We start from the raw sequence: 21,694 nt of genomic DNA, 5'->3' as shown, positions 1-21,694 counted from the left end.
TCCAGGAAAATTAACACTAACAAATTGCCAAGCAAGTGGTAATGGTGGAAATGATTTTGAAAAGGTAAAAAACACTAAGAAATAGCATTATAAAAAGGTTATATTTCATGTTTTCATGGAATATAACCTTTAAAAATATGGAGGCGGTGGAACAATATTTTTTTCATCTAAACCATATTTTTTTATAATTTTATTAAAGGTTTTATCTCGCTTCATATCATTAATTTTTTCATTCATTGCATTTACTAAAGTAGTATCTTCATATCTTAAAGCAGCAGCAGCCTCACCTTTAATTGGAATATCTATTAATGCTCTTAGATGTAATCTAGTATATTTATTGGTTATATATGAAAAGGTTAGTGCATCACTCATACCAACAGGTATTTTACTAAAATTAACATCATTTAATAGAGTTATCTGATCTGGAAATAGCACCAAATCTTTTATAAGACCTTGTTCTTTTTGTTTTTCAGCATAGGGTTGATCTACTGTTCCAGCTTGAATTCCCATTATTTTATCTTTTAAATCTTCTTTAAACTGTATATTTGAAAGTTTAGGAACAACAAAAATTTCATAACTTTTATACCAGGGAGTTGTAAAGTTAACTAATTTTCTTCGCTCAGGAGTATCAAAAGCTCCACTAACAACACAATCTATTTCATCATCTTCTAGTAATCTAGTGAACAATTCATCAAATATAGTAATTTTCATTTCCACCTTATTAACACCAAGTCGTTTTGCAACTTCGGTTATGATATCTCCGTCTATACCTGTAATGCTGCCTGTATCAGGATCTAAATAGCAAAAAGGAGGACTATTAGCTGAAACTATAGTTAACACACCTTTTTCTTTTATTTTTTCCAATCTATCATTATCTGTTGCAGCTGAAGGATTTAATGTTTTGTTACATCTAATAAATATATTAGCGTAGTTTGAAAATAAAAAAATAAATAATAATATAAATATTTGAAGTTTTTTCATTAGCATTTAATCCTTTCAAAGTAATAATATTTTTAGCATATTTGTACATCTATTATTATTTGTCTTTAATCATATATTTTATTTATAATATATTTTCTCTATCTAATAAAAATTAAGTAGAAGAAAGTAATGAAATTAAGCTATCTTTTTTAAAAAGTTTTAATGTTAAATTAAAAAAGTATGAATATCCAAAATATAAAAGCTAAATAATCGTCAGAATATTTCGAAATATAAAATAGAACATAAATTCTAAATTACTTTGGATTTAAATTTAATTTTTTTATTTATAAAGGAGGAACTATGAAAAGTATAAAATCAAAAATTATAGCTATTATATTCACACTTTTTTCAGTTATTTTATTAGTATCTAGCTTTATTATTTATGAAGTATCCTATAAGATAATACAAACTGAAACTGCTAGCAAAGTTAAGGTCTCTTCTGAAAAATATGCAGAATATATTAATGGATGGCTTGATGGACAAGGTAAAATATTAAATGAAATTAAAAGCAACATTGAAAGTAAAAAGCAACTTAATGAAAATGAACTTGTTGAATATTTAAAAACAAAGTTAAAATCCAATCCCAATAATACTGATATTTATGTTGGACTTAAAAATAAAAAAATGCTAGATGGCTCAGGATGGGTTCCACCAGCAGATTATGATCCAACAGCAAGAGTATGGTATAAATCAGCTATTGCCAATAATTCATTAACTTATACAGAACCATATTTTGATAAGGTAACACTTAAAATGGTTTCATCAATATCTGTACCAATTTCAATCAATGGGGAAGTAGTTGGAGTTCTTAGTGCTGATATTAATTTAGGTACACTTACAGATAATTTAGAACAGGCAAAACCAATAGATAACAGTTATGCTTTTTTATTTGATCAAAATAATGGGATAATGATACATCCAAATAAAGATTTTCAACCTACAGAAAAGGAAAATAAAAATATTTCTAAAGTTTTTGATGGCAGTTATATGAATATTGTAAAAGATACATCTGATGATTCATTAGTGACATTAAAAGATTATGATAATGTTGAAAAATATTTTATATCCTCAAAGGTTGAGATATCTAAATGGACTGTAGGCTTTGCAATACCTAAATCAGAATTTCAAAAGCCATTAAATGCATTAATATTATATTTTGTAGTGATAATTATAGTATCAATTATTTTAGCCATTATTTGTTCTATGTTTATAGCAAATAAAATTGCAAAACCTATACTAGATTTATCAAATCTTATTGACGAAACAAAAGAACTAGATTTAATATCTATTGATAATAAAAAATATGAATACATACTTAAGGATTCTACTGAGATAGGGATAATTGGTAATTCTATCATTAGTCTACGAGCTGAATTAAGAAAAGTTATTGCTAACTTAAAAGATTATTCATTTAAAATAGTTGAGAATACAAATGAGGTTGCTCAATCAGCAAAGGAAACATCTTTATCAATTGAAGAAGTTACAAAAGCTATTACTGAAATTGCAACAGGTTCAACTGTTCAGGCTAAAAATGCAACTGATGGAGTTCAAAAATTAAGAAATCTTACTGATAAGATAAGCTTTGTAGTAACAAGTGCAAATGAAGTGAAAGGACAATCTGTTTTAACTAATGAAATAACTAATAATGGTGCTAATTCAACAAATTCATTATCATCAAAATTAGAACAGAGTAATTATTCAACTAGCGAAGCTTTTAAAAATATCAATATGTTAGCAACAAAATCAGATTCCATTGGTGAAATTGTAAGTACTATTGAGACAATTGCATCACAAATTAATTTACTAGCTTTAAATGCAGCAATTGAGGCAGCTAGAGCTGGAGAGTCTGGAAAAGGGTTTGCTGTAGTAGCAGAAGAAGTAAAAAAACTTGCTGAACAAGCTTCAGTTTCAACAAAGGATATATCTGACATGATTAAAGAAATACAAAAAGAAATTAGCATAGCAAATAGTAATGTAGATAATGCACAAAAAATAAGTATGGAAGCTACTGAATGTATGGGAGAAACTGAAAAATCATTTGAAGCAATAAGAAATTCAACAATAAAAATGATGGCACAAATGGATGAATTAATTAATAAAATTAATGAAGTTGATGGAGAAAAAGTTTATGTAATGAGCTCCATAGAAGAAATAATGGCTATTTCTGAAGAAGCAGCAGCTTCTACTGAAGAAGTTTCTGCATCAATGGAAGAACAAACAAGTGTTATGGAAATAGTTTCTGGTAACACTGAAAATCTTAAAGATATTTCAACTAAACTTGATGAAATTATTAATAAGTTCAAAATCTAATTTCATAAGCAAATTTTATTTTTATATTTTAGTAAACAAGAAAAGAATACAGAAAACCCTAATGTGGAATTTATTCCACATTAGGGTTGATTTATAGTTTACATATATATAAATACACAGTTTTTGTACCAAATATATAAAATTTCTTTTATTTATTATACCACATTACATTTCCTTCTTGTTTTTGCCAACCTCTGCAAGCCCAATGATCCCATCCTCTGCGACCATCATTTCTAAAGTAAGATCCTTTAGGTTGATTTTTATCAAAAACCCAAACTCCATATGTAGTTCCATCAAATTGGTAGCCAGCATACATTTTTACTCCAGAAATTTTGTAGTTATAATTTTGTGATAAATCAAAAACTACTACATTATATCTTCCCCCAGCTGCATAAAAAGTAGTTTCCATTAAATTTTTACAAAAAGCAGCTCTTTGCCCATTGTAGTTATTTTTACCTACTGCACTAGCTATTTTGTTAGCAATACCTAATACATCAATATTTACATTAAAATTAACACCTGGAGCCCAAGCTTTACTTTCTTCATAAATACTTTTTGTACTTGAATTGAATGTGTAATTTTTTGCATCACTATTATCAGCAATGCTAGTTTCAATACCATTTGAAACAGTAGAATTTGCTGTAGCTGCATAAGCAGAAACTGGTGTAAGTATAGTACCTGCAACCATTCCTAAAGATAGACATAAAGTAGTAACTTTCATTCTTAATTTTTTCATTTTAAAATCCCCCTTGATAAATATATTATTATAGAACAAACATACTTCTTTTTTGCATTAGGCTTGTCCTAATTTAACTTAACCTGATTTTCTTCATTAAAGAATTATTTAGCAATATGCTTCTTTATAAAAAAGTCCAAAAATATATTTATTATTACTAATTGGTAATAAATTATACATTATTCCCAACCTTTCTACATTTACTATAATATGTATATACAGTTAAGTCAATATTAATATGGGATTAATTCCATGTAAATTATGTAGATTTAATAATTTTAAATTACAATAGTGTGATAAGGTATAGCTTTAAGAACATCTTCTCTCCAAAGACTACTGTATAAAAATAAAAAAACTATATATTTTTTATTAAAGTACATAATAAGAATAGGATTGTATCACATGGAGGATTTATTAATGAAAATAATTAAAAAGATAATAGTATTTATCACTATGATTAGTATGCTGACATTTTCTAATGTAAAAGTAATAAATATTAAGGCAAGTAGTTTTTTTAAAAGCCCAGTTAAAGTAGGGGTATTATTAAATAATTTTTATAATCCATATAATTTAGAAATAAAGAAAAGTTTAGAAGATATTGAAGCAGAAAATAAAAATGAAGTTCAATTTAGTTTTTTTGATGGAAAGGGTAATTTAGCTATAGAAAGTGAAATTATAAATAACATGATTCAAAGTAATTATGATCTTTTGTTATTAGCTATAGTTGATAAGAAAGCACCTGAATTAGTTCAAGAGTCTATTTATAAAGCTAAACAGAAAAATATTCCATTGATTTTTATTAATACAAATCCTGCTAATTTAGATTTGTTTAAAGAATATTCAAAAACCCTTGCTATAAATACTGATTCTATCCAAGCATCTATTTTACAAGGAAAAATGATTGTTGATGAATGGAATAAGAAGGAGAAACTTATAGATAAGAATGGTGATAACATATTACAATATGTTATGTTAGGTGGTGAATCAGAAAGTTTTGCAGCAATAGTACGATCAAAATATTCTATTTCAACAATTAATGCTTCAGAAATAAAAACACAAGAACTTGCAAAAGTGTCTGCTAATTGGAATTCAGAAACAGCTGAAAGTGCAATATCTCCATTATTTCTTAAGTATGGTGGCAGAATTGAAGCTATAATCTCAAACAATGATTCTATGGCAATAGGTGCTATTAAGGCACTTCAAAAGTATGGATATAATATGGGGAATAAAGCAAAGACTATCCCGATTTTTGGGATTGGGGGAGTGCCAGAAGCTCAAGAGTTAATAAAAAAAGATTTCATGACTGGTACTGTTCTGCAAAATACTAGATTACTTGCAAATGCTCTTTATATTATAGGAATGAATTTAGTTTCAGGTAAAGAGCCTCTTGAAGGTGTTGATTATAAATTTGATAAAACAGGAAAGATAATTTTCATACCATTTGAAGCGTATGTAAAAGCAACTACTTAAATATCAAATTTCTTGATTTTTTGAAATCTCAATATTGAAAAAAATAATGATGTTTGTATTTTTAATAAACTTGGATATTATTATATTTATTACACAAAATATAGTTGAAAGGTGGGTGCTTAATGAAGAAAGTTATTATTCTATGCTTAATTTTTTTATGTTTATTATTTAATAATTCTGTTAATGCAATAAATCCTCCGCCTTCAAATGTATATACAGAGGGAATTTATAAAGTAAGTGATTTAAACATTTCAACAGGTAATCTTTATACAGTTCAAAATTTATCAAATGATAATGTACTTGTACAAGTTTATGATGAAAATAAAGAAGTACTACAATATATGAGATTGCCACCTTCTTCAAGAAAGATTAGTTTGCTTCAACTAAAGCCTGATTATCGAATTGTAATACTAGGTAAAGGAGATATATTTATTTCTCCAGGCTGATATTTACAAAAGCATGTTCTGAAATAAATTTAATAAAGAAATTACTTTTTCACAACAATATTGAAAGGTGGTTGTATGTTCATGAAAAAACTTATGGTTTTATTTTTAAGTTTCTTATGTGTATTTATATTGCTTAATATTAGTAATCCCATGGCTGCATTTGCTCAAAATACACTTAAACAAGGGATTTATAAAGTAAGTGATTTATCTATTCCAAAAAGTAAATTTTATACTATTCAAAATTTTTCAAAAACTGATTCTTCTTTTATAGAATTTTTTGATGAAAATCAAAAAATTCTACAGGCTGTACAATTACCCCCTAATTCATCCAAATATGATGTAATTGCCTTAGAACCTAATTTTACTATTGTGGTGCTAGGTAAAGGTGAAATATCTATAGATTAATGAACTCAAAACTGTTAATGCTCTTAAAAATTAAATTATAAAAGAAAAAGATAGAATTTATGTCGTTGCACATAAATTCTATCTTTTTAAACTACATATTGACTATAAAAATGTTACTATTGTTTTGGGATAAAGTAAAAATGCTTAATAAATTCTTAGGTATGACACCAGTCACTCCAAGATGTTTTAAAATTATCGTTATTCTCTTTGCAATATTGATAGAATTGTTTTAAAAAGTCAGATCTATTTTCATCTCCTTTTTTGTTTCCTTCAGCATCTTTTTTTAATATATCAGATCCTCCTATTAATACTTGACGTTTCATTATATCTTCAAAACTTACTTGTTTTGCATTATGCATCATGTCGTACATTGCCATAAAAGTGGTAGTTCTTCCCACACCACCTCTACAGTGGAAATGGACCCAAGTATTGTTATTAGATACTTTTCGTATTTCTTTTATAAATAAATTTACTTGATCATCTTTAGGTTTTAAATGGTCTGTTACAGTAATTCTTAAATAGTCTATATTTTGAGATTTTGCCAATTCTTTTTCTGTCTGAACTTTTTTAGGATTTGTGATTTCAGGAATGGTGTTAACAGATTTGCCTTCTGCAAGTTTATCAAAGGCAACATATTTATCTTTTTCTATTTTTTCTAATTTATCTTTTTCATCTTTTATAATATCATCTCTATCTTTATTTATGTTAGCTTGGTCCCTTTCCCCATACCAACTTATGCCCATTCCATCAATAAAACCATGAGTTTCTTGCCTTAAATCCACATCTATGATATTTTTGATTTCTTTATTAGCTTTAAATTTGTCCTTTATCATTTTAAGACTATTTTCACTAAGAGCACCACTTCCTGATTCATTCAAGTTTGATAATCCTTTTAAATTAACATTGCCTACAGATTCTTTATTAATTTGATCACTAGACATTCTAAAGTTTTTAGGTAATACGTTCTCGTTATCTTTATCTATTATTAATTTTACATTATTATTATTATTATTATTATTATTATTATTATTTTGTAAAACTTGAGTGCTAGTAGATGCTAAAACAATATTATTAAGTCTTTCTGGCTGTAAACAATATGCACCTGCTACTAAGCCTGTAATAACTGTCACGCTTACTAAATATTTTGATTTATTATTCATAATTAACAACTCCTCTGTTCTAATACCTTTATAGGTATTGTTTATATTTTTAGCTTTATTTTCTAAAATAATCTAAGCTATTAGTAGATTATATAATAAGTTTATATAAAATAAAACATATTTATCTAAAATATGCTAAATTATTAATAGGTAAACGTTATACAAATTCTGTTTGTTTAACTCAATTAGCATTTGTTTTAAATTTATTTGCGTTATAAATTCGTAATAATGTAAAAAGTTGTTTTTAGTGGATATATTTTTATTATGATATTTACAAAATACAGTAGTTTATGTAAAATTTAAGATAGCTCAGTAAAAGGTGGTATAAAATGGACAGTATGATTCCATTGGTAATAATTTATTTGCTATTGGGAGTAATAGGAGCATATTTGAAAAATAATATATTTAATCATAAAAATAAATAAAATCAATTCATGTACAAGCAAGTGTAGGAGATATAGGAAGGAGTTTTATAATGAATAAAAGAAAAGTTATTATTTCTATTTTAGCTTTAAGCATTTTATTAAACTTACTTTTGGCTGTAGAGATTTATAATAAGAATAATAAAAAAGACTTATCTAAAGTATCTGCAGATAAAGTATCAGTAGATAAACTATCAAATTCTGATAAAGAGAATTTAATGGGAGATTTATATTCTGTTAAAGATATTAGTGAGGATAGAAAAAAAGAAATTGCTAAAAATTTATTTGAAGAATACATAAATAAAAACTCAACTGATTGGCAAACAGTTAAAGATAAGAAGCTGAATCGAAAGCCATTACCGACATTTACAGACTATAGAATTACTGATGTTTTCTTTATTAAAGAGAGTGGAAACAAGTTTACTGTTGATATTATCTATGATATCCAGTACACAGATGAAGGTAAACAGTGGGTTGCTGGTGATGGAGAGCTAGCTGAAAATAATTGGGTACTAAAAAAAGATTTCTTATTAGATATAATAAAATATAATGATAAATATATGTTGTCGCAGGTTTATCATTAGTAGTTCTAAAAATATAAAATACCCCTTATTGTGTATAGTAATTTTACAATAAGAGGTGTTTTTTTAGTAGCAGTTAAATTTAAAACTACTTATATTTATTTAATTCATTAAGTCTATTTTGCATTTTATCATTTATACTGTTTTGAATTTTTTCTTCATCCTCGGCAAGTTTTTTTATATCTTTAATATATTCATTATATTTATTTACATCAGCATCAGTTTCAAATAATAGTTGGTTATTTCTAATAATGTAATTTCCTTTAGCAGAAAGCATAAAGTTCAGTATTTCATTAGTTTTAGAAAGCAAATCTTTTTCAATCTTGAAATACTTAGTTGTAATATCACGATTTTCAACTTGTCCATCTCTAAAGCCATTTATGAAATCTTTCTTAAAAGCTTTTGGTAATTCTATTTTTGGAACACTAGTATTTAAATTGGCTACAAGATTGTTGTATTCAGTTTCATATTTATCAAAAACACTTAGAGAATTGTCTATTTTTTTCTTTGCATCACTGATTTTTTCTTGGCTACTTAAGGTATCAAGGCTTAATATGTTTGCAAAATCAACAGAGCTAAGCTCTTTGGTCATATTAGCTGAAAGATTATTAATTTCTGTTCCATAATCTTTTATTAACTGTAAAAGAGGAGTTAAATCTCCATATACTGATTTATCAAAAGTCTCACCGCTTATATCTTTCTTAGCAGCTATACTATTGCAAATGCTAACTAATTTAGCTTCAGCAGCTTTATTCATTTCAGCTTCTTTTTTAAAAGTTTCAATGGTACCTGCAAGTGATGAAAAAGTACCTAAAATGTAAATTATAGAAAGTCCTAAAAGAACTCCTTTTTTCTTAAAAACATGCATAGCTAATAAATATAAGATTACAGCAAATACTATCCCCCATATAATATAACCTATAGAAATACCTATATTATAAGCATCATAGGCGTTGTGTCGGAACTCAATAAAAGCATGGAGACATGATATTAGAAAACCAAGCACAAAAAATATTATAGAAAATATAAAGAGTGGACCTTTTAAATTTTTAGTTTGATTGGGCTCAAAACCCAAATTATCATTTCCGTAAAAGTTGTTGTTATTGTAATTGTTGTTGTAATTGTTAAAGTCTTTCAATTAAGCATTACACCCCTTCCGTTGGGTATTATAGCATTTATTTTCATAATATACAATTGGATAAAACAGGAAGATAAGAAACGCTTTTTAGGAGGTTTATAAAAAAATAGACTCCAACAAATATTTAATTAATTATCTGTTGGAGCTTATTATATAATAATCCTTTTTGCTTAGTAGCAGTAGAACGTGAAATGTTTTTTAATTCAGCATAAGATTTTAATGTATTACCTCTAAATATATTAAAAGCTAGAAGCTCTTTTTCAGAAGAAGTTAATTTATCAATTGCATTAAAAAGTTCAGTGGTATTTATATTAAAGAGTAAATTATCTTCTATACAATTTGATTTATTTTTATCTAAAGAGCTAAGATCTCCATCAAAAGTAAGAGTGTTCAACCCTTGGACTTGATTATTTTTGATGGATTTTTTTATAAGAGCATACATTGAGTTTTTTATTGCATTAGTAGCATAAGCTACAAATCTATGTGATTCAGGATTGTATTTGTCTAAAGCATGAAGGAGAATGATATAGCATTCACTTTGAACATCTTCAAAATCATATCTGTCTATGTAGGTTTTCTTTGAGAAATTTATAATAAAAGGTTTGAATTCATTGATTAGTTTTTCTTTTGATGTTTTGTTTCCTGATTTTGCTGATATGACTAGGGATTCTATATAATTGTAGTCCATATATATAAACCTCCTTATTTAGATAAATTAGGGTTAACGAGTGAGCAGCGAGTAGGGGTTGCTACTCACTCAATGGGTTGGAAATTAATTTGTAATCATTGTACAACTTTATAATACTATATTCAATAAAATATGTCAATAAATAGCAATAAAGTTAATTGTTTTTTATATTTATAAGATTTAGAGGCTCAATAATGAAATGTAAAATATAAAAAGAAGGTAGAAAATAAGATTTTTCTTACTTTCTACCTTAAAACTGAAAGGATTATACCAATGTTAAACTCATATATAGTATTTTACAAACTAATCAAGTCATTCAATGTAAATTTTACCATAAGTGTAAATATAGTTCCTAAAGGCAGTAGAAAGGGGTTTTAGGAGATAAGATTTAAATATTAATGAAATTTTTCAAGAAATAATAGGGAGTTTACAAAATTATTATAAAAATGTAAATAAAAATGCTAAAATGGTTATAGATAGATGTTAATCATAAAATTAGTGATGAGAATACATATGATTAGGAATATTAAAACATTTATATATATGGAGGGGTTTATGAAAGAATATATGGTAGATAATGAAAGGAATAAAATGAGGTATCATGATTTACCTGGTGAGGATACACCAATATTATTTATTCATGGATTAGGCTGTGCTGGGTCTTTTGATTATCCCGAAGTTGCAGCACAAACTGATTTAATTGGGCATAGACGAATATTAATAGATTTGTTAGGAAGTGGATTTAGTGATAAACCAGATAATCATTTATATACCATTAAAGAACATATAAACTATTTGCAAAAGTTTGTAAAAGCCATAAAACTTAATAAGTTCATTATTTTTGCACATAGTTTAGGTGGACCTATTGCACTTGGACTTGCAGATAAATGTAGAGACAGTATTGAAACAATCATTCTTAGTGAAGCTAATTTAGATAAAAGTAGTCCAGGATCATTAAGTTATGAGTTTGGAACTTGTCAAGAAGAAGACTTTATAAATAGCATATTTGATGAAGCTATTAATGAAAATAGTGTTGAAAATTCTATGTGGTCAGCTACACTATCAGTTTGCTCTTCCACAGCAATTAGTAGAATTTCTAAGTCAGCAGTTGAAGGTGGAAATCCATCATGGCGTGAGATATTATATTCATTGCGATGCAAAAAAACATTTATTTTTGGAGAAAAATCTTTGCCAGATGATGATAAAACTGAACTAGAGAGACATATGATAAATATTGAAATTGTAAAATCAGCTGGACATTCCATGGCTTGGGAAAATCCGAAGGGATTATCAGAAGCAATTAAGAAAGGGATACTTTATGCACAAGGTTTATAAGTTTTGAAGAACAATAGACAATTTTCTAGTATGTAAGTAAAATTATAGGTGGGATTGTCCACCTATAATGCTCAATTCTTTCATTTTTCCTTCTTTGAATAAATATTCTGTTTTCAAAAGTGAAGTAAGTCTTTTTGGTAACTTGCAACATTTAGTCTAAAAACATTCCTTGTTACTAAATATATCAATAAACTTTAGCAAAGATTTAGACATAAATTTATCTTTTCGGTAAATGAAAACCGTTGGCACATTTGCACATGGATCTTGAATAGAATGATATCTAAGTGTTCCATCTTGAACATATTTTTCTACCACAGAGACTGGAAGTAGACTCATGCCTAAACCGGAGCATGCACTGGCAATAATTGCTCCAAGAGAATCAAATTCTATGATTTTGTTTGGTATTAAACCCTCATTATGTAGCAACTGCTCTAATGTTTTACGATAAGAACATCCAGTAGGAAATGTCAACAAGGTTCGAGTTTGAATATCTTTGATAGATGATATCATGGGATGTTCAGTATCTGTAATTAGTACCAAGTTCTCTTCACAAACTAGTTTTTGAATTAATTCAGGATGGTCAATTGGGCCTGCCACAAAAGCTCCATCTAAATTATATTGAAGAACCTCATTAATATTTTTTTCAGTTGTTCCTGTTTTTAAAGTCAAATCTACATTGGGATAATTTTTATGATATATTGAAAGCATCTTTGGTAAGTGGACTGTTGCCATTGTTTCCATAGATCCGATACATAAAGTGCCTTGAGGAGTAGTATCATCCTTTATGGCACAAGTAGTTTCATTTATAAGGTGAAATATTTTCTCACTATATTTAAGTAGCATTTGTCCTTTATCTGATAATGTAATCCCTCGATTATGTCTATAAAACAAAGAAGTTTGTAGGTAAGCTTCTAATTGCTGAATTTTATTGGAAACATTAGACTGTGCATAGTTAAGTTCTCGAGCTGCTTTTGAAATACTTCCCGTCTCAGCAACCACCTGAAAAATTTTTAATGCTTGTAAATCCATAAAGTTCCTCCTATGACTGAAGTCTCATTACTAAAATCTTGATATCTCTATTGAGGATGGCAAGTATCTATTTTTTGTATTATAGCATATAACCAAATAAATGTATAATAATAAATATACTATTGTAGAAGGTGCTGATATAGTAATTTTTGAAATTGAGTTTAAAAGAAGAATTTATCATGAAATGTTTATGATATAGATAGGAGATTATAATATGACAACATATAGTTTTATAGAAATAGAGAAATTAAAAATATTTTATCGTGAGGCTGGAGATCCAAGTAAACCAGTAATCTTACTGCTTCATGGTTTTCCATCTTCAAGTCACATGTTCAGAGATTTAATACCTATATTGGAAAAAGAATATCATGTGATTGCTCCTGATTATCCTGGCTTTGGAAATACATCATCACCTGATAGATTGCAATTTACTTATACATTTGATAATATAACTAAAGTTATTGAAGCCTTTGTTGAACAGTTAGGACTTACGAAATATTCACTTTATGTGTTTGATTATGGTGCACCAATTGGTTTTCGTTTAGCCATGCATCATCCAGAGCGAGTGACTGCAATAATCAGTCAAAATGGGAATATTTATCATGAAGGTTTGGGCGAAAAGTGGGCAGTTAGAGAAGACTATTGGCGAAATCCAACAAAAGAAAAAAGAGAAAGCTATAGAGTAGCTTTTGCACCAGAAACTATTATACATCAATATGTTGATGGAACACAGAATAACAAAGTTTCCCCAGATGGGTATACTCTTGATATTGCATATATGTCTCAACCTGAAAATGATGAAAAACAATTAGATTTAATATTTGATTATCAAAATAATGTTGAGCTGTATCCACAATTTCAACAGTATCTTCGTGAATATCAATCACCATTATTAGCAGTTTGGGGGAAAAATGATGTTTCATTTATTTTAGCAGGTGCTAAAGCTTTCAAGAAAGATTTACCTAATGCTGAGATTCATTTATTAGATACTGGACATTTTGCATTAGAGACACATGCAGGTGAAATTGGTAAATTAATCCTAAAGTTTTTAAAAGGCATATATTAGATTGATATATTGAAGAAATTAAAATAAGTAATGAAAGAATTAGATTTTTGGAGGTACAGAAATGAAAATAGGTTTTTTTGATTCAGGTATTGGAGGTATTACTGTATTACATGAGGCTCTTAAAATATTACCAAATGAAGATTATATATATTATGCAGATACATTAAATGTTCCATATGGAAGCAAACCAAAAGATGAAGTTAAAAAGTATATTTTTAATGCTGTAGACTTTATTATTAAGCAGGACGTTAAGGCTATAGTCATAGCTTGTAATACAGCCACAAGCATAGCAATTGAGGAATTAAGGGCTAAATACAATATTCCAATCATTGGTATGGAACCTGCTGTAAAACCTGCTGTTGAGAATAATGAAGATATAAATAAGCGAGTTTTGGTAACTGCTACAGCTTTAACTGTAAAGGAAGAAAAATTACAAAACCTTATTACCAAGTTAGATAAAGAGCGTGTTATTGAATTATTACCTCTTCCAGGATTAGTAGAATTTTCGGAGAGACTTGAGTTTAATGAATCAATAGTATTACCTTATCTTAAAGAACAATTACTTAAATATGATTTAAGTAATTATGGAACTATTGTTTTAGGATGCACTCATTTTTCTTACTATAAAGATATGTTTAGAAAGTTGTTTTCGTCAAATGTTAATATAATAGATGGAAATTATGGGACTGCAAAAAATTTAAAAAGAATTTTGAGAGAAAAGAATTTATTAAATGAAGGTAGTGGGAATATTACTTTTTATAATACAGGATTGAAGGTTGAAGATAAAGCTGAGTTAGATAAATATAACAGATTATTTAAAAGATTGGATATCATATATTAAATAGTGAAAAGGTAAATGTGTAATGAAAAGACTATTAGTGTAATATATGTAGCTGATGCATATACATTATGAGGTGTTCTACCTGTATATTGGAAGTTGATAGATAATGTGTTTTCAATGGAGATAAATTGTAAACTAATGTTAAAAAACATGTTATAATTAATCCATCATGATAAGTAGTGATTTATTGGAGGATATAATGTTTTCATATGATAATATTCAAAAATTTAATGAAACTGAAATTAGGATATATAAGTTTATTGTAGATAATGGAGAAAAAATTCCTTATATGACTATTCGAGAATTTGCTGGTGCGATTCAGGTATCTACATCAACAATACTTAGATTCTGCAATAAATTAGACTGTGATGGATATAAGGAATTCAAAAAAAGGTTTAAGAAATATGTACACCAAATTCAAAAAGTACCACCTCAAAGCAATTTGGCTGAGCTATTACATTACTTTAAGAAAACAAACACTAATTCCTTTGAGAAGAAAATAGAAGAAGGTGCACATTTCATTAGAAAAGCAAAAACGATTATATTTATAGGGTCAGGTTCATCTGGTGCACTTGCCAAATATGCAGCAAGATATTTTTCTAATTTAGGAAAATTTTCCATAGGATTAGAAGATACTTTGTATCCAATTACAAAAGATATGGAATCTGCTGTTGTAATCGCACTTTCTGTTTCAGGAGAAACAAAAGGGGTTATAGAGTTAATAAATCGGTTTAAAATTAATAAATGTAATATTTTGAGCATAACAAATCAATCTAATTGTACTATTTCTCAAATATCAGATTGGAATATTTCGTATAACATGGATATACATAAAGCTAATGGTGGATATAATACTACCACACAGGTGCCAGTATTATTTCTCATAGAGGCATTGTCAGGAAGAATATGAATTTTGAAACATCTTGTTACTAGCTATGTAACAAGATGTTTTTTATACTATGGATAAGGCATACTAAAATCTTTAATTTATTTAAACTGGGTTTTGAAAGGGGGATAATATGAAAACAGAATTAGAAAAATGTATGGCAGGAGAAATTTACAACTGCCATGATGAAATTTTTTTAGAGTTTAAAAATACAACAAGAATATTACTTAAAAAATATAATAACCTTCAGTATGATTACAAGGAAGAAAAAAGAGAAGTTTTACAGAATCTTTTTGGCAGTGTGGGTACTAATGTTTCAGTGGGTTCTCCATTTATATGTGATTATGGATGCAATATTTATTTAGGAAATAATGTATCTATTAATATGAATTGTACCTTTGTAGACTGTAACAAAATCATTATAGGCAATAATGTTCTAGTTGCATCTAATGTACAAATTTATACGGCAACTCATCCAATAGAGCTCAAAGAGAGATTAACACCAAACTGGAGTATAGAAAGTGAAGAATATTTTTGCCATACATATGCACTACCTGTTACTATTGGTGATGGATGTTGGATTGGAGGAGGTGTCATTATTTTGCCTGGAGTAAGTATTGGAAATGGCTGTGTTATAGGGGCAGGTAGTGTTGTAACAAAGGACATTCCTGAAAATAGTGTAGCAGTTGGAAATCCATGTAGAGTAATTCGAAAAATTAATGGGGAATGCAAACATGATTAAAATGGTAGCATTTGATTTTGATGGAACAATAGCTGACACAATTCCTATGTGTATTGAGGCTTTTAAAAAAGTCATATCACCTTATGCAGGACATGAGTTAACTGAACATGAGATCCTTCAAACATTTGGACTGAATGAGATAGGAATGGTTAAAACGTTTGTAAAAATAAATTATAAGCTTTAATCACCGCAATAACAGGTGGTTAAAGTTTTTTATTTATTGAAAAATAAAATTATTAATATGATCTTATGGTAAAGAGGAAGATTTTTGAGAACTTTGTTGCAATTATTTTGCTATTTGGAATATTTAGGAGAGGAGGAACAATAATATATGGTATATTCATAAATTTATGGGGGTAAAGGTATTGTTTGTATTTAATTACTCAGAAGGAGCATCATTATTAAGTGTATGGGGTGTTTGGATAATAGTCTTTATAGCACTCTTTGGCTTCAATGAAGTTGCTAGAAGATGGAAATACGTTGGCTTTTTCTCATTTGTTATCTTACCTATAGTACTTTCAATATTGTGGTTTACTGTATTAAAAGATTCAACTTATACAGATTGGTTTCATTTAGCAAAGGTATATTCTTCAGCTGCTGGATGCATAGGTTTTTGGTGCATAAGACATGTTAAATGGAAAAATAAAGCCACAGGCAAGGAGTGGAAACTATCTGATAAGAAATGGGCTCTTTGCTTTCCACCACTTATACTTGCAATTAATATTTTAGAAGCAGTAGCACGAGATTTTCAAGTTGGCATACAATATGCTGGTGGTGGTGAATTAGTGGACCAAGCTATGTATGTTCTTGGTGGTCCCTGGAACATAATGAATGGTATAGCGGGTATTATAAACATCATAACTATAACTGGATGGTTTGGCATTTGTATAAAAAAAGTCACAACTAAGGACGGCAGTAAGGATATGCTTTGGCCTGATATGCTTTGGTTTTGGATAATAGCTTATGATTTATGGAATTTTGCTTATACTTATAACTGCCTTCCAGGACATGCATGGTATTGTGGGTTTGCTTTGCTATTAGCACCAACATTATGCCATTTTACAGTAGGAAAGGGAGCATGGCTTCAACACAGAGCACAGACTCTAGCGATTTTTTGCATGTTTGCACAAACTTTTCCAGACTTTCTTGATAAAGGAGCTTTTGCAGTTGCATCTACCTACAATAAAGTACCACTATTTATATTTAGTTTCCTTGCTTTAGCTTTCAATGTAGCAGTATTAGTTTATATGATTTATAAGGTTGTTAAGACAAAGAAAAATCCTTATCTTGGAGAGCTATATACAGATTTATCAGAAAGCAAGAAAATAAAAGAACTTTCAGAAGATACTAATATCTAAGAATATTAATGTTATAACTAGCTTTTTAAAGTAAAAAACAAAATTATATGAAATGGGGAAATATTATGGATAATTATAAAGTTCTTGAAATTAAGCAAAGGGTTTTTGAAGATAATGATAAACAAGCGAATTTCCTTAGAAAAGAATTAAAAAAGGATAAGACTTTCTTACTAAATTTAATGTCCTCACCAGGGTCTGGGAAAACAACAACCATTTTAAGAACCATTGAAGCTTTGAAGGATGAAATGTCTATTGGAGTATTAGAAGCAGATATTGATTCAGAAGTAGATGCTAGCACTGTTTCTAAAACTGGTGCAAAAGTTATTCAGTTGCATACAGGAGGAATGTGTCATTTAGATGCTGATATGACAAAACAAGGCCTTAAGGGACTTGGAACAGAAGGAATTGATTTTGCTATCCTAGAAAACGTAGGAAATTTAGTGTGCCCAGCAGAATTTGATACTGGTTCATCAAAGAATGCCATGATTTTAAGTGTTCCAGAAGGAGATGACAAGCCGCTAAAATATCCTTTAATGTTTTCTATAGTTGATGTTTTATTAATAAACAAAATAGATGCGGTAAGTATTTTTGATTTTGATTTTGAGGCAGCAAAAGAAAATGTAACAAAATTAAACCCAAGTATTAAGGTTATTCCTATCTCTGCTAAAACAGGAGAAGGAATTGAGGAATGGGCTAATTGGATACGTCAAGAAGTTAAGGAATGGAAGGCTGAATAATATTAATGGGAGGCATTATATAATGGTAAAGCAAAAAGTGCTTGAACTTGCCAATAAGATTAATTCTGGGATTACTGGTGGAATAATAAAAGTAAAACCAACGGACCCAGAATATAAAATTCTTGATCCAGTAGTTACAGATGAAATGGCTGAAGTAGCACTTCATTTGGAAATTCGTAAACCCAAAAGTTTAAAAGAGATATCAACCCTTTGTAAAAAACCTGTGGAGGAAGTAGAAAAACTTCTACTTCAAATGGCTGATGATGGTGTCATAAAAGTAGAAAATGATAATGGGGAAGATAAATTTTTCCTTGAGCTTTTTGTACCAGGTGTTATGGAGTACATGGTGTCGAATAAGGCAAATGTTGAGAAGTTTCCAATAATTGCTCGGTGCTTTGAAGAATATACAAGAAAACTAGGAGGATTAATGGCTGGCAATATTCCAATAGGATTGGGAGTAATGAGAGTTATTCCAATTGAAAGTGCTATTGAAGGAGATACCAGAAGAGCTTCTTATGAGGAAATTGCTGATTTGCTTAATAAGCATGAAACTTTTTCTGTTACAGATTGTGCCTGCCGTACATCTATGAGAATTATTGGAGAAGGCTGTGGACATACAGTTGAGGATATGTGTATTCAACTTGGAAAAGCAGCTGAATACTACATTCGTACTGGAAAAGGAAAAAAGATTAGTAGAGAACAAGCAATCGAAATATGTAAGAGAGCTGAAAAGGAAGGGCTGGTGCATTCAATACCAAATCTTTCAGGACCAGGAAAATCATTAGCTATTTGTAATTGCTGTGGATGTTCTTGCTTTGGACTTAGAAATGCTAACCTTTATAAAAATCCTGATTGGTCTAGATCAAACTATGTAGCACAAGTTGATACAGAAAAGTGTGTTGCCTGTGGAGAGTGCGTGGAGAACTGTCAAGTTAATGCTTTAAGACTTGGACAAAATTTATGTAAGGATCATAAAACAGAAGTTAAAAAGGATATAGACAGGCCATTTGATACCTGGTGGGGGAAAGATAAATGGGATATTGAATATCGTCATAGAAAAGTTGTTGCTGACACTGGAACAAGTCCATGTAAATCAGAATGCCCAGCTCATATAGCGGTTCAAGGATATATAAAAATGGCATCTCAAGGAAGGTATAAAGAAGCATTAGAGCTTATAAAGAGAGAAAATCCCTTTCCAGCAGTCTGTGGACGTATTTGTCCAAGAAAGTGCGAATCTGCTTGTACAAGAGCAGGATTGGATGAACCTCTTGCAGTTGATGAGATCAAAAAGTTTATTGCAGATCAGGATTTAAAAGCAGAGCATCGATTTGTCCCTGAAAAAATGACAAGTATACCAGAAAAAATTGCTATAGTTGGAGCAGGTCCTGCAGGACTTACTTGTGCTTACTTCTTAGCTGTTCGAGGCTATCAAGTAACTGTATTTGAAAAGCAAGAAAAGTTAGGTGGAATGTTAACATTTGGAATACCATCCTTTAGACTTGGAAAAGAAATAGTTAATTCAGAAATTGAAGTTTTAAGAGATTTAGGAGTAGAATTCAAAGTCGGTGTTGAGGTAGGAAAGGATATTACCATTACTTACCTTAGAAAAGAAGGCTATAAAGCATTTTATTTAGCAATTGGTGCACAAGAAGGAAGAGGCTTGGGGATAGAAGGTGAAAAGGCTGAAGGAGTAATAACTGGAATAGACTTTTTACGTAAGGTAAACTTAGGTGAAGAGTTGAAAGCAGAAGGACCAGTTGTTGTAATAGGAGGGGGAAATGTTGCTATAGATGTTGCCAGAACCGCTGAAAGAGTTGGTGCAACACAGATAGATATGTTCTGTTTAGAAAATAAAGAAGAAATGCCTGCGCTAAAAGAAGAAATTGAGGAAGCTTTATCGGAAGGCATTACTATCAATAATTCTTGGGGACCAAAACGAATCATAGTTGAAAATGGAAAAGCTATAGGGGTTGAATTTAAAAAATGTGTATCTGTATTTGATGCAAATGGAAGATTTAGTCCTAAATTTAATGAAAATGAAACAAAGATTGTTAAAGCAAATTGCATACTAATTTCAGTGGGTCAGGGTATGGATTGGGGCGGATTGCTAAATGATTCAAAACTAGAGTTAAATCCAAATAAAACAGTAAGTGTTAATGATATAACTTACCAAACAAGTGAAGCAGATGTGTTTGCTGGTGGAGATATTGTTACAGGTCCTAAGTTTGCAATAGATGCAATAGCATTAGGAAAACAAGGTGCCATCTCAATACACCGCTATGTTCATGATGACAACCTAACTATAAGCCGTGAAAGAGAATATCATGCACTAGATAAAGAAAGCTTAAAGCTTGATGGTTATGATCGTCTACCAAGACAAAGAGCATTTCATGTAGAGGGAAGCAAATCAAAGGAAACTTTTATTGATTTACGTACTACCTTTACGGAAGAACAAATAAAGGAAGAGACAAAGCGCTGTCTTGGCTGTGGAGCTGTAGTTGTAGATCAGTTTCAATGCGTAGGATGTGGCGTATGTACAACCAAGTGTAAGTTTGATGCAATATCACTTATAAGAAAATATAATGAATCTGGTGTAGAATTTAAGGACATGAAAGCAAAAGTTATTAAGCATGTAGTTAAGCGTTCAGGAACTATTGCAGCTAAGAAAGTAAAGAAATCAATAAGTTCAATCTTTTCAAATAAAAAATAAGTAGTATAGTCAGTATTTTATGGCTGGCTTTTCTGTACTTTCTACTTTTAAATGAGGTGATTAAAAAATGCATGAAGTTGGAATTATGGTTGAGGTAGTTAAAACAGTAGAGAATTTTGCTAAAAAAAATGGAGTTACAAAAATTCAAACCCTAGTACTACAAATAGGTGAGTTATCCTCAGTCGTTCCTAGATATATAAAAGCCTGCTATCCAGCGGCTGTAGATGGTACAATGCTTGAAAATACAGAATTGAAGATAGATGTGTTGCCAGGTAACGGGATTTGTAGAGAGTGCAATAAGGTATTTAATATTATTGAGTATAGGAGTAAGTGTCCAAAGTGTGGAGGTATACATTTTGAGGTGTTAGGTGGGAAAGAGTTTATGATTAAGGAGATTGTTGGATGTTAGCCTTACATTTTCGCATTTGGAAGTGTTACAGAGAATCCCATTACAAATAAGTGAGTTTTATAGCCTTAACCATTGATTTAAATTGGTTAAGGCTATTTCTATAAACACATATCATAAGAAATAATTCATTTACAAAATATGGTGTGATAAAGTTAGGAACCAAGCTTGAGCAATAGATAAATAGAAATTTGACAGATTATTTATGATTTATGTTATAATTTTTTTGATTGAAAAATGAAAAATA

General features: G+C 29.3%; 21 protein-coding genes. 15 read left to right on the top strand and 6 right to left on the bottom strand.

What is annotated here, in order from left to right; genetic code table 11:
- Positions 1–129: 129 nt before the first annotated feature.
- On the bottom strand, positions 130–981 hold the full coding sequence (locus tag NNC19_RS18585) for an ABC transporter substrate-binding protein (protein ID WP_310940183.1): 852 nt from the start codon (positions 979–981) through the stop codon (positions 130–132).
- A gap of 300 nt (positions 982–1,281) precedes the next feature.
- Here NNC19_RS18585 and NNC19_RS18580 point away from each other — a divergent pair, with 300 nt between their 5' ends.
- Positions 1,282–3,291, top strand: coding sequence for a methyl-accepting chemotaxis protein (locus NNC19_RS18580; RefSeq protein ID WP_310940182.1), 2,010 nt, complete (start codon positions 1,282–1,284; stop codon positions 3,289–3,291).
- Positions 3,292–3,439: 148 nt separating this feature from the next.
- On the opposite strand, the gene NNC19_RS18575 is transcribed toward NNC19_RS18580, so the two are convergent.
- A complete protein-coding gene (locus NNC19_RS18575; RefSeq protein ID WP_310940181.1) occupies positions 3,440–4,027 on the bottom strand; it encodes a hypothetical protein in 588 nt (195 codons plus the stop codon).
- 417 nt (positions 4,028–4,444) lie between these two features.
- On the opposite strand from NNC19_RS18575, the gene NNC19_RS18570 reads away from it, so the two are divergent.
- The 3 genes from NNC19_RS18570 (at position 4,445) to NNC19_RS18560 (ending at position 6,348) form a co-directional block, all read left to right on the top strand.
- Entirely contained in the window at positions 4,445–5,497 is a 1,053-nt protein-coding gene (locus tag NNC19_RS18570; protein WP_310940180.1) for a galactose ABC transporter substrate-binding protein, read from the top strand.
- Positions 5,498–5,619: 122 nt separating this feature from the next.
- Positions 5,620–5,943: a hypothetical protein gene (locus NNC19_RS18565; RefSeq protein ID WP_310940179.1), complete on the top strand. Its 324-nt coding sequence runs from the start codon at positions 5,620–5,622 to the stop codon at positions 5,941–5,943.
- A gap of 81 nt (positions 5,944–6,024) precedes the next feature.
- Positions 6,025–6,348: a hypothetical protein gene (locus NNC19_RS18560; protein WP_310940178.1), complete on the top strand. Its 324-nt coding sequence runs from the start codon at positions 6,025–6,027 to the stop codon at positions 6,346–6,348.
- Positions 6,349–6,503: 155 nt separating this feature from the next.
- Here NNC19_RS18560 and NNC19_RS18555 read toward each other — a convergent pair whose 3' ends face one another.
- Positions 6,504–7,508 carry a fused DSP-PTPase phosphatase/NAD kinase-like protein gene (locus tag NNC19_RS18555; protein WP_310940177.1) on the bottom strand — a complete coding sequence of 335 codons (1,005 nt, stop codon included), beginning with the start codon at positions 7,506–7,508 and terminating at the stop codon, positions 6,504–6,506.
- A gap of 475 nt (positions 7,509–7,983) precedes the next feature.
- Here NNC19_RS18555 and NNC19_RS18550 point away from each other — a divergent pair, with 475 nt between their 5' ends.
- Positions 7,984–8,514: a hypothetical protein gene (locus NNC19_RS18550; protein WP_310940176.1), complete on the top strand. Its 531-nt coding sequence runs from the start codon at positions 7,984–7,986 to the stop codon at positions 8,512–8,514.
- Positions 8,515–8,599: 85 nt separating this feature from the next.
- Here NNC19_RS18550 and NNC19_RS18545 read toward each other — a convergent pair whose 3' ends face one another.
- Both NNC19_RS18545 and NNC19_RS18540 read right to left on the bottom strand, forming a co-directional pair.
- The gene (locus NNC19_RS18545; RefSeq protein WP_310940175.1) at positions 8,600–9,379 is read right to left on the bottom strand and encodes a hypothetical protein; all 780 of its coding nucleotides are present in this window, start codon (positions 9,377–9,379) and stop codon (positions 8,600–8,602) included.
- Positions 9,380–9,773: 394 nt separating this feature from the next.
- Positions 9,774–10,337: a sigma-70 family RNA polymerase sigma factor gene (locus NNC19_RS18540; protein WP_310940174.1), complete on the bottom strand. Its 564-nt coding sequence runs from the start codon at positions 10,335–10,337 to the stop codon at positions 9,774–9,776.
- Between the two features lie 555 nt (positions 10,338–10,892).
- On the opposite strand from NNC19_RS18540, the gene NNC19_RS18535 reads away from it, so the two are divergent.
- Positions 10,893–11,672: an alpha/beta hydrolase gene (locus NNC19_RS18535; protein ID WP_310940173.1), complete on the top strand. Its 780-nt coding sequence runs from the start codon at positions 10,893–10,895 to the stop codon at positions 11,670–11,672.
- A 156-nt stretch (positions 11,673–11,828) separates the two neighbouring features.
- Here NNC19_RS18535 and NNC19_RS18530 read toward each other — a convergent pair whose 3' ends face one another.
- The gene (locus NNC19_RS18530; protein WP_310940172.1) at positions 11,829–12,701 is read right to left on the bottom strand and encodes a LysR family transcriptional regulator; all 873 of its coding nucleotides are present in this window, start codon (positions 12,699–12,701) and stop codon (positions 11,829–11,831) included.
- Between the two features lie 214 nt (positions 12,702–12,915).
- Here NNC19_RS18530 and NNC19_RS18525 point away from each other — a divergent pair, with 214 nt between their 5' ends.
- The 9 genes from NNC19_RS18525 (at position 12,916) to NNC19_RS18485 (ending at position 21,450) form a co-directional block, all read left to right on the top strand.
- Positions 12,916–13,767, top strand: a complete 852-nt coding sequence (locus NNC19_RS18525; RefSeq protein ID WP_310940171.1) for an alpha/beta hydrolase — start codon at positions 12,916–12,918, stop codon at positions 13,765–13,767.
- Between the two features lie 61 nt (positions 13,768–13,828).
- Entirely contained in the window at positions 13,829–14,608 is a 780-nt protein-coding gene (gene murI, locus NNC19_RS18520; RefSeq protein WP_310940170.1) for a glutamate racemase, read from the top strand.
- Positions 14,609–14,807: 199 nt separating this feature from the next.
- The gene (locus NNC19_RS18515; protein ID WP_310940169.1) at positions 14,808–15,518 is read left to right on the top strand and encodes a MurR/RpiR family transcriptional regulator; all 711 of its coding nucleotides are present in this window, start codon (positions 14,808–14,810) and stop codon (positions 15,516–15,518) included.
- A 109-nt stretch (positions 15,519–15,627) separates the two neighbouring features.
- Positions 15,628–16,236, top strand: coding sequence for a sugar O-acetyltransferase (locus NNC19_RS18510; RefSeq protein ID WP_310940168.1), 609 nt, complete (start codon positions 15,628–15,630; stop codon positions 16,234–16,236).
- On the top strand, positions 16,214–16,420 hold the full coding sequence (locus NNC19_RS18505; protein WP_310940167.1) for an HAD hydrolase-like protein: 207 nt from the start codon (positions 16,214–16,216) through the stop codon (positions 16,418–16,420). The genes NNC19_RS18510 and NNC19_RS18505 overlap by 23 nt, the downstream gene beginning before the upstream one ends.
- Positions 16,421–16,601: 181 nt before the next feature.
- Positions 16,602–17,594 carry a DUF5692 family protein gene (locus NNC19_RS18500; protein WP_310940185.1) on the top strand — a complete coding sequence of 331 codons (993 nt, stop codon included), beginning with the start codon at positions 16,602–16,604 and terminating at the stop codon, positions 17,592–17,594.
- Between the two features lie 65 nt (positions 17,595–17,659).
- Positions 17,660–18,331 (top strand): hydrogenase nickel incorporation protein HypB, encoded by a 672-nt coding sequence (gene hypB / locus NNC19_RS18495; RefSeq protein WP_310940166.1) that lies wholly within the window; start codon positions 17,660–17,662, stop codon positions 18,329–18,331.
- A gap of 22 nt (positions 18,332–18,353) precedes the next feature.
- Positions 18,354–21,041, top strand: a complete 2,688-nt coding sequence (locus NNC19_RS18490; protein WP_310940165.1) for an FAD-dependent oxidoreductase — start codon at positions 18,354–18,356, stop codon at positions 21,039–21,041.
- Between the two features lie 67 nt (positions 21,042–21,108).
- Positions 21,109–21,450, top strand: a complete 342-nt coding sequence (locus tag NNC19_RS18485) for a hydrogenase maturation nickel metallochaperone HypA (protein ID WP_310940164.1) — start codon at positions 21,109–21,111, stop codon at positions 21,448–21,450.
- The last annotated feature ends 244 nt before the right edge of the window (positions 21,451–21,694 follow it).

The sequence above is a fragment of the Clostridium sp. SHJSY1 genome (genome assembly GCF_031626875.1).
Lineage (GTDB): Bacteria > Bacillota > Clostridia > Clostridiales > Clostridiaceae > Clostridium.
This window is presented reverse-complemented; position numbering and strand designations above follow the sequence as displayed.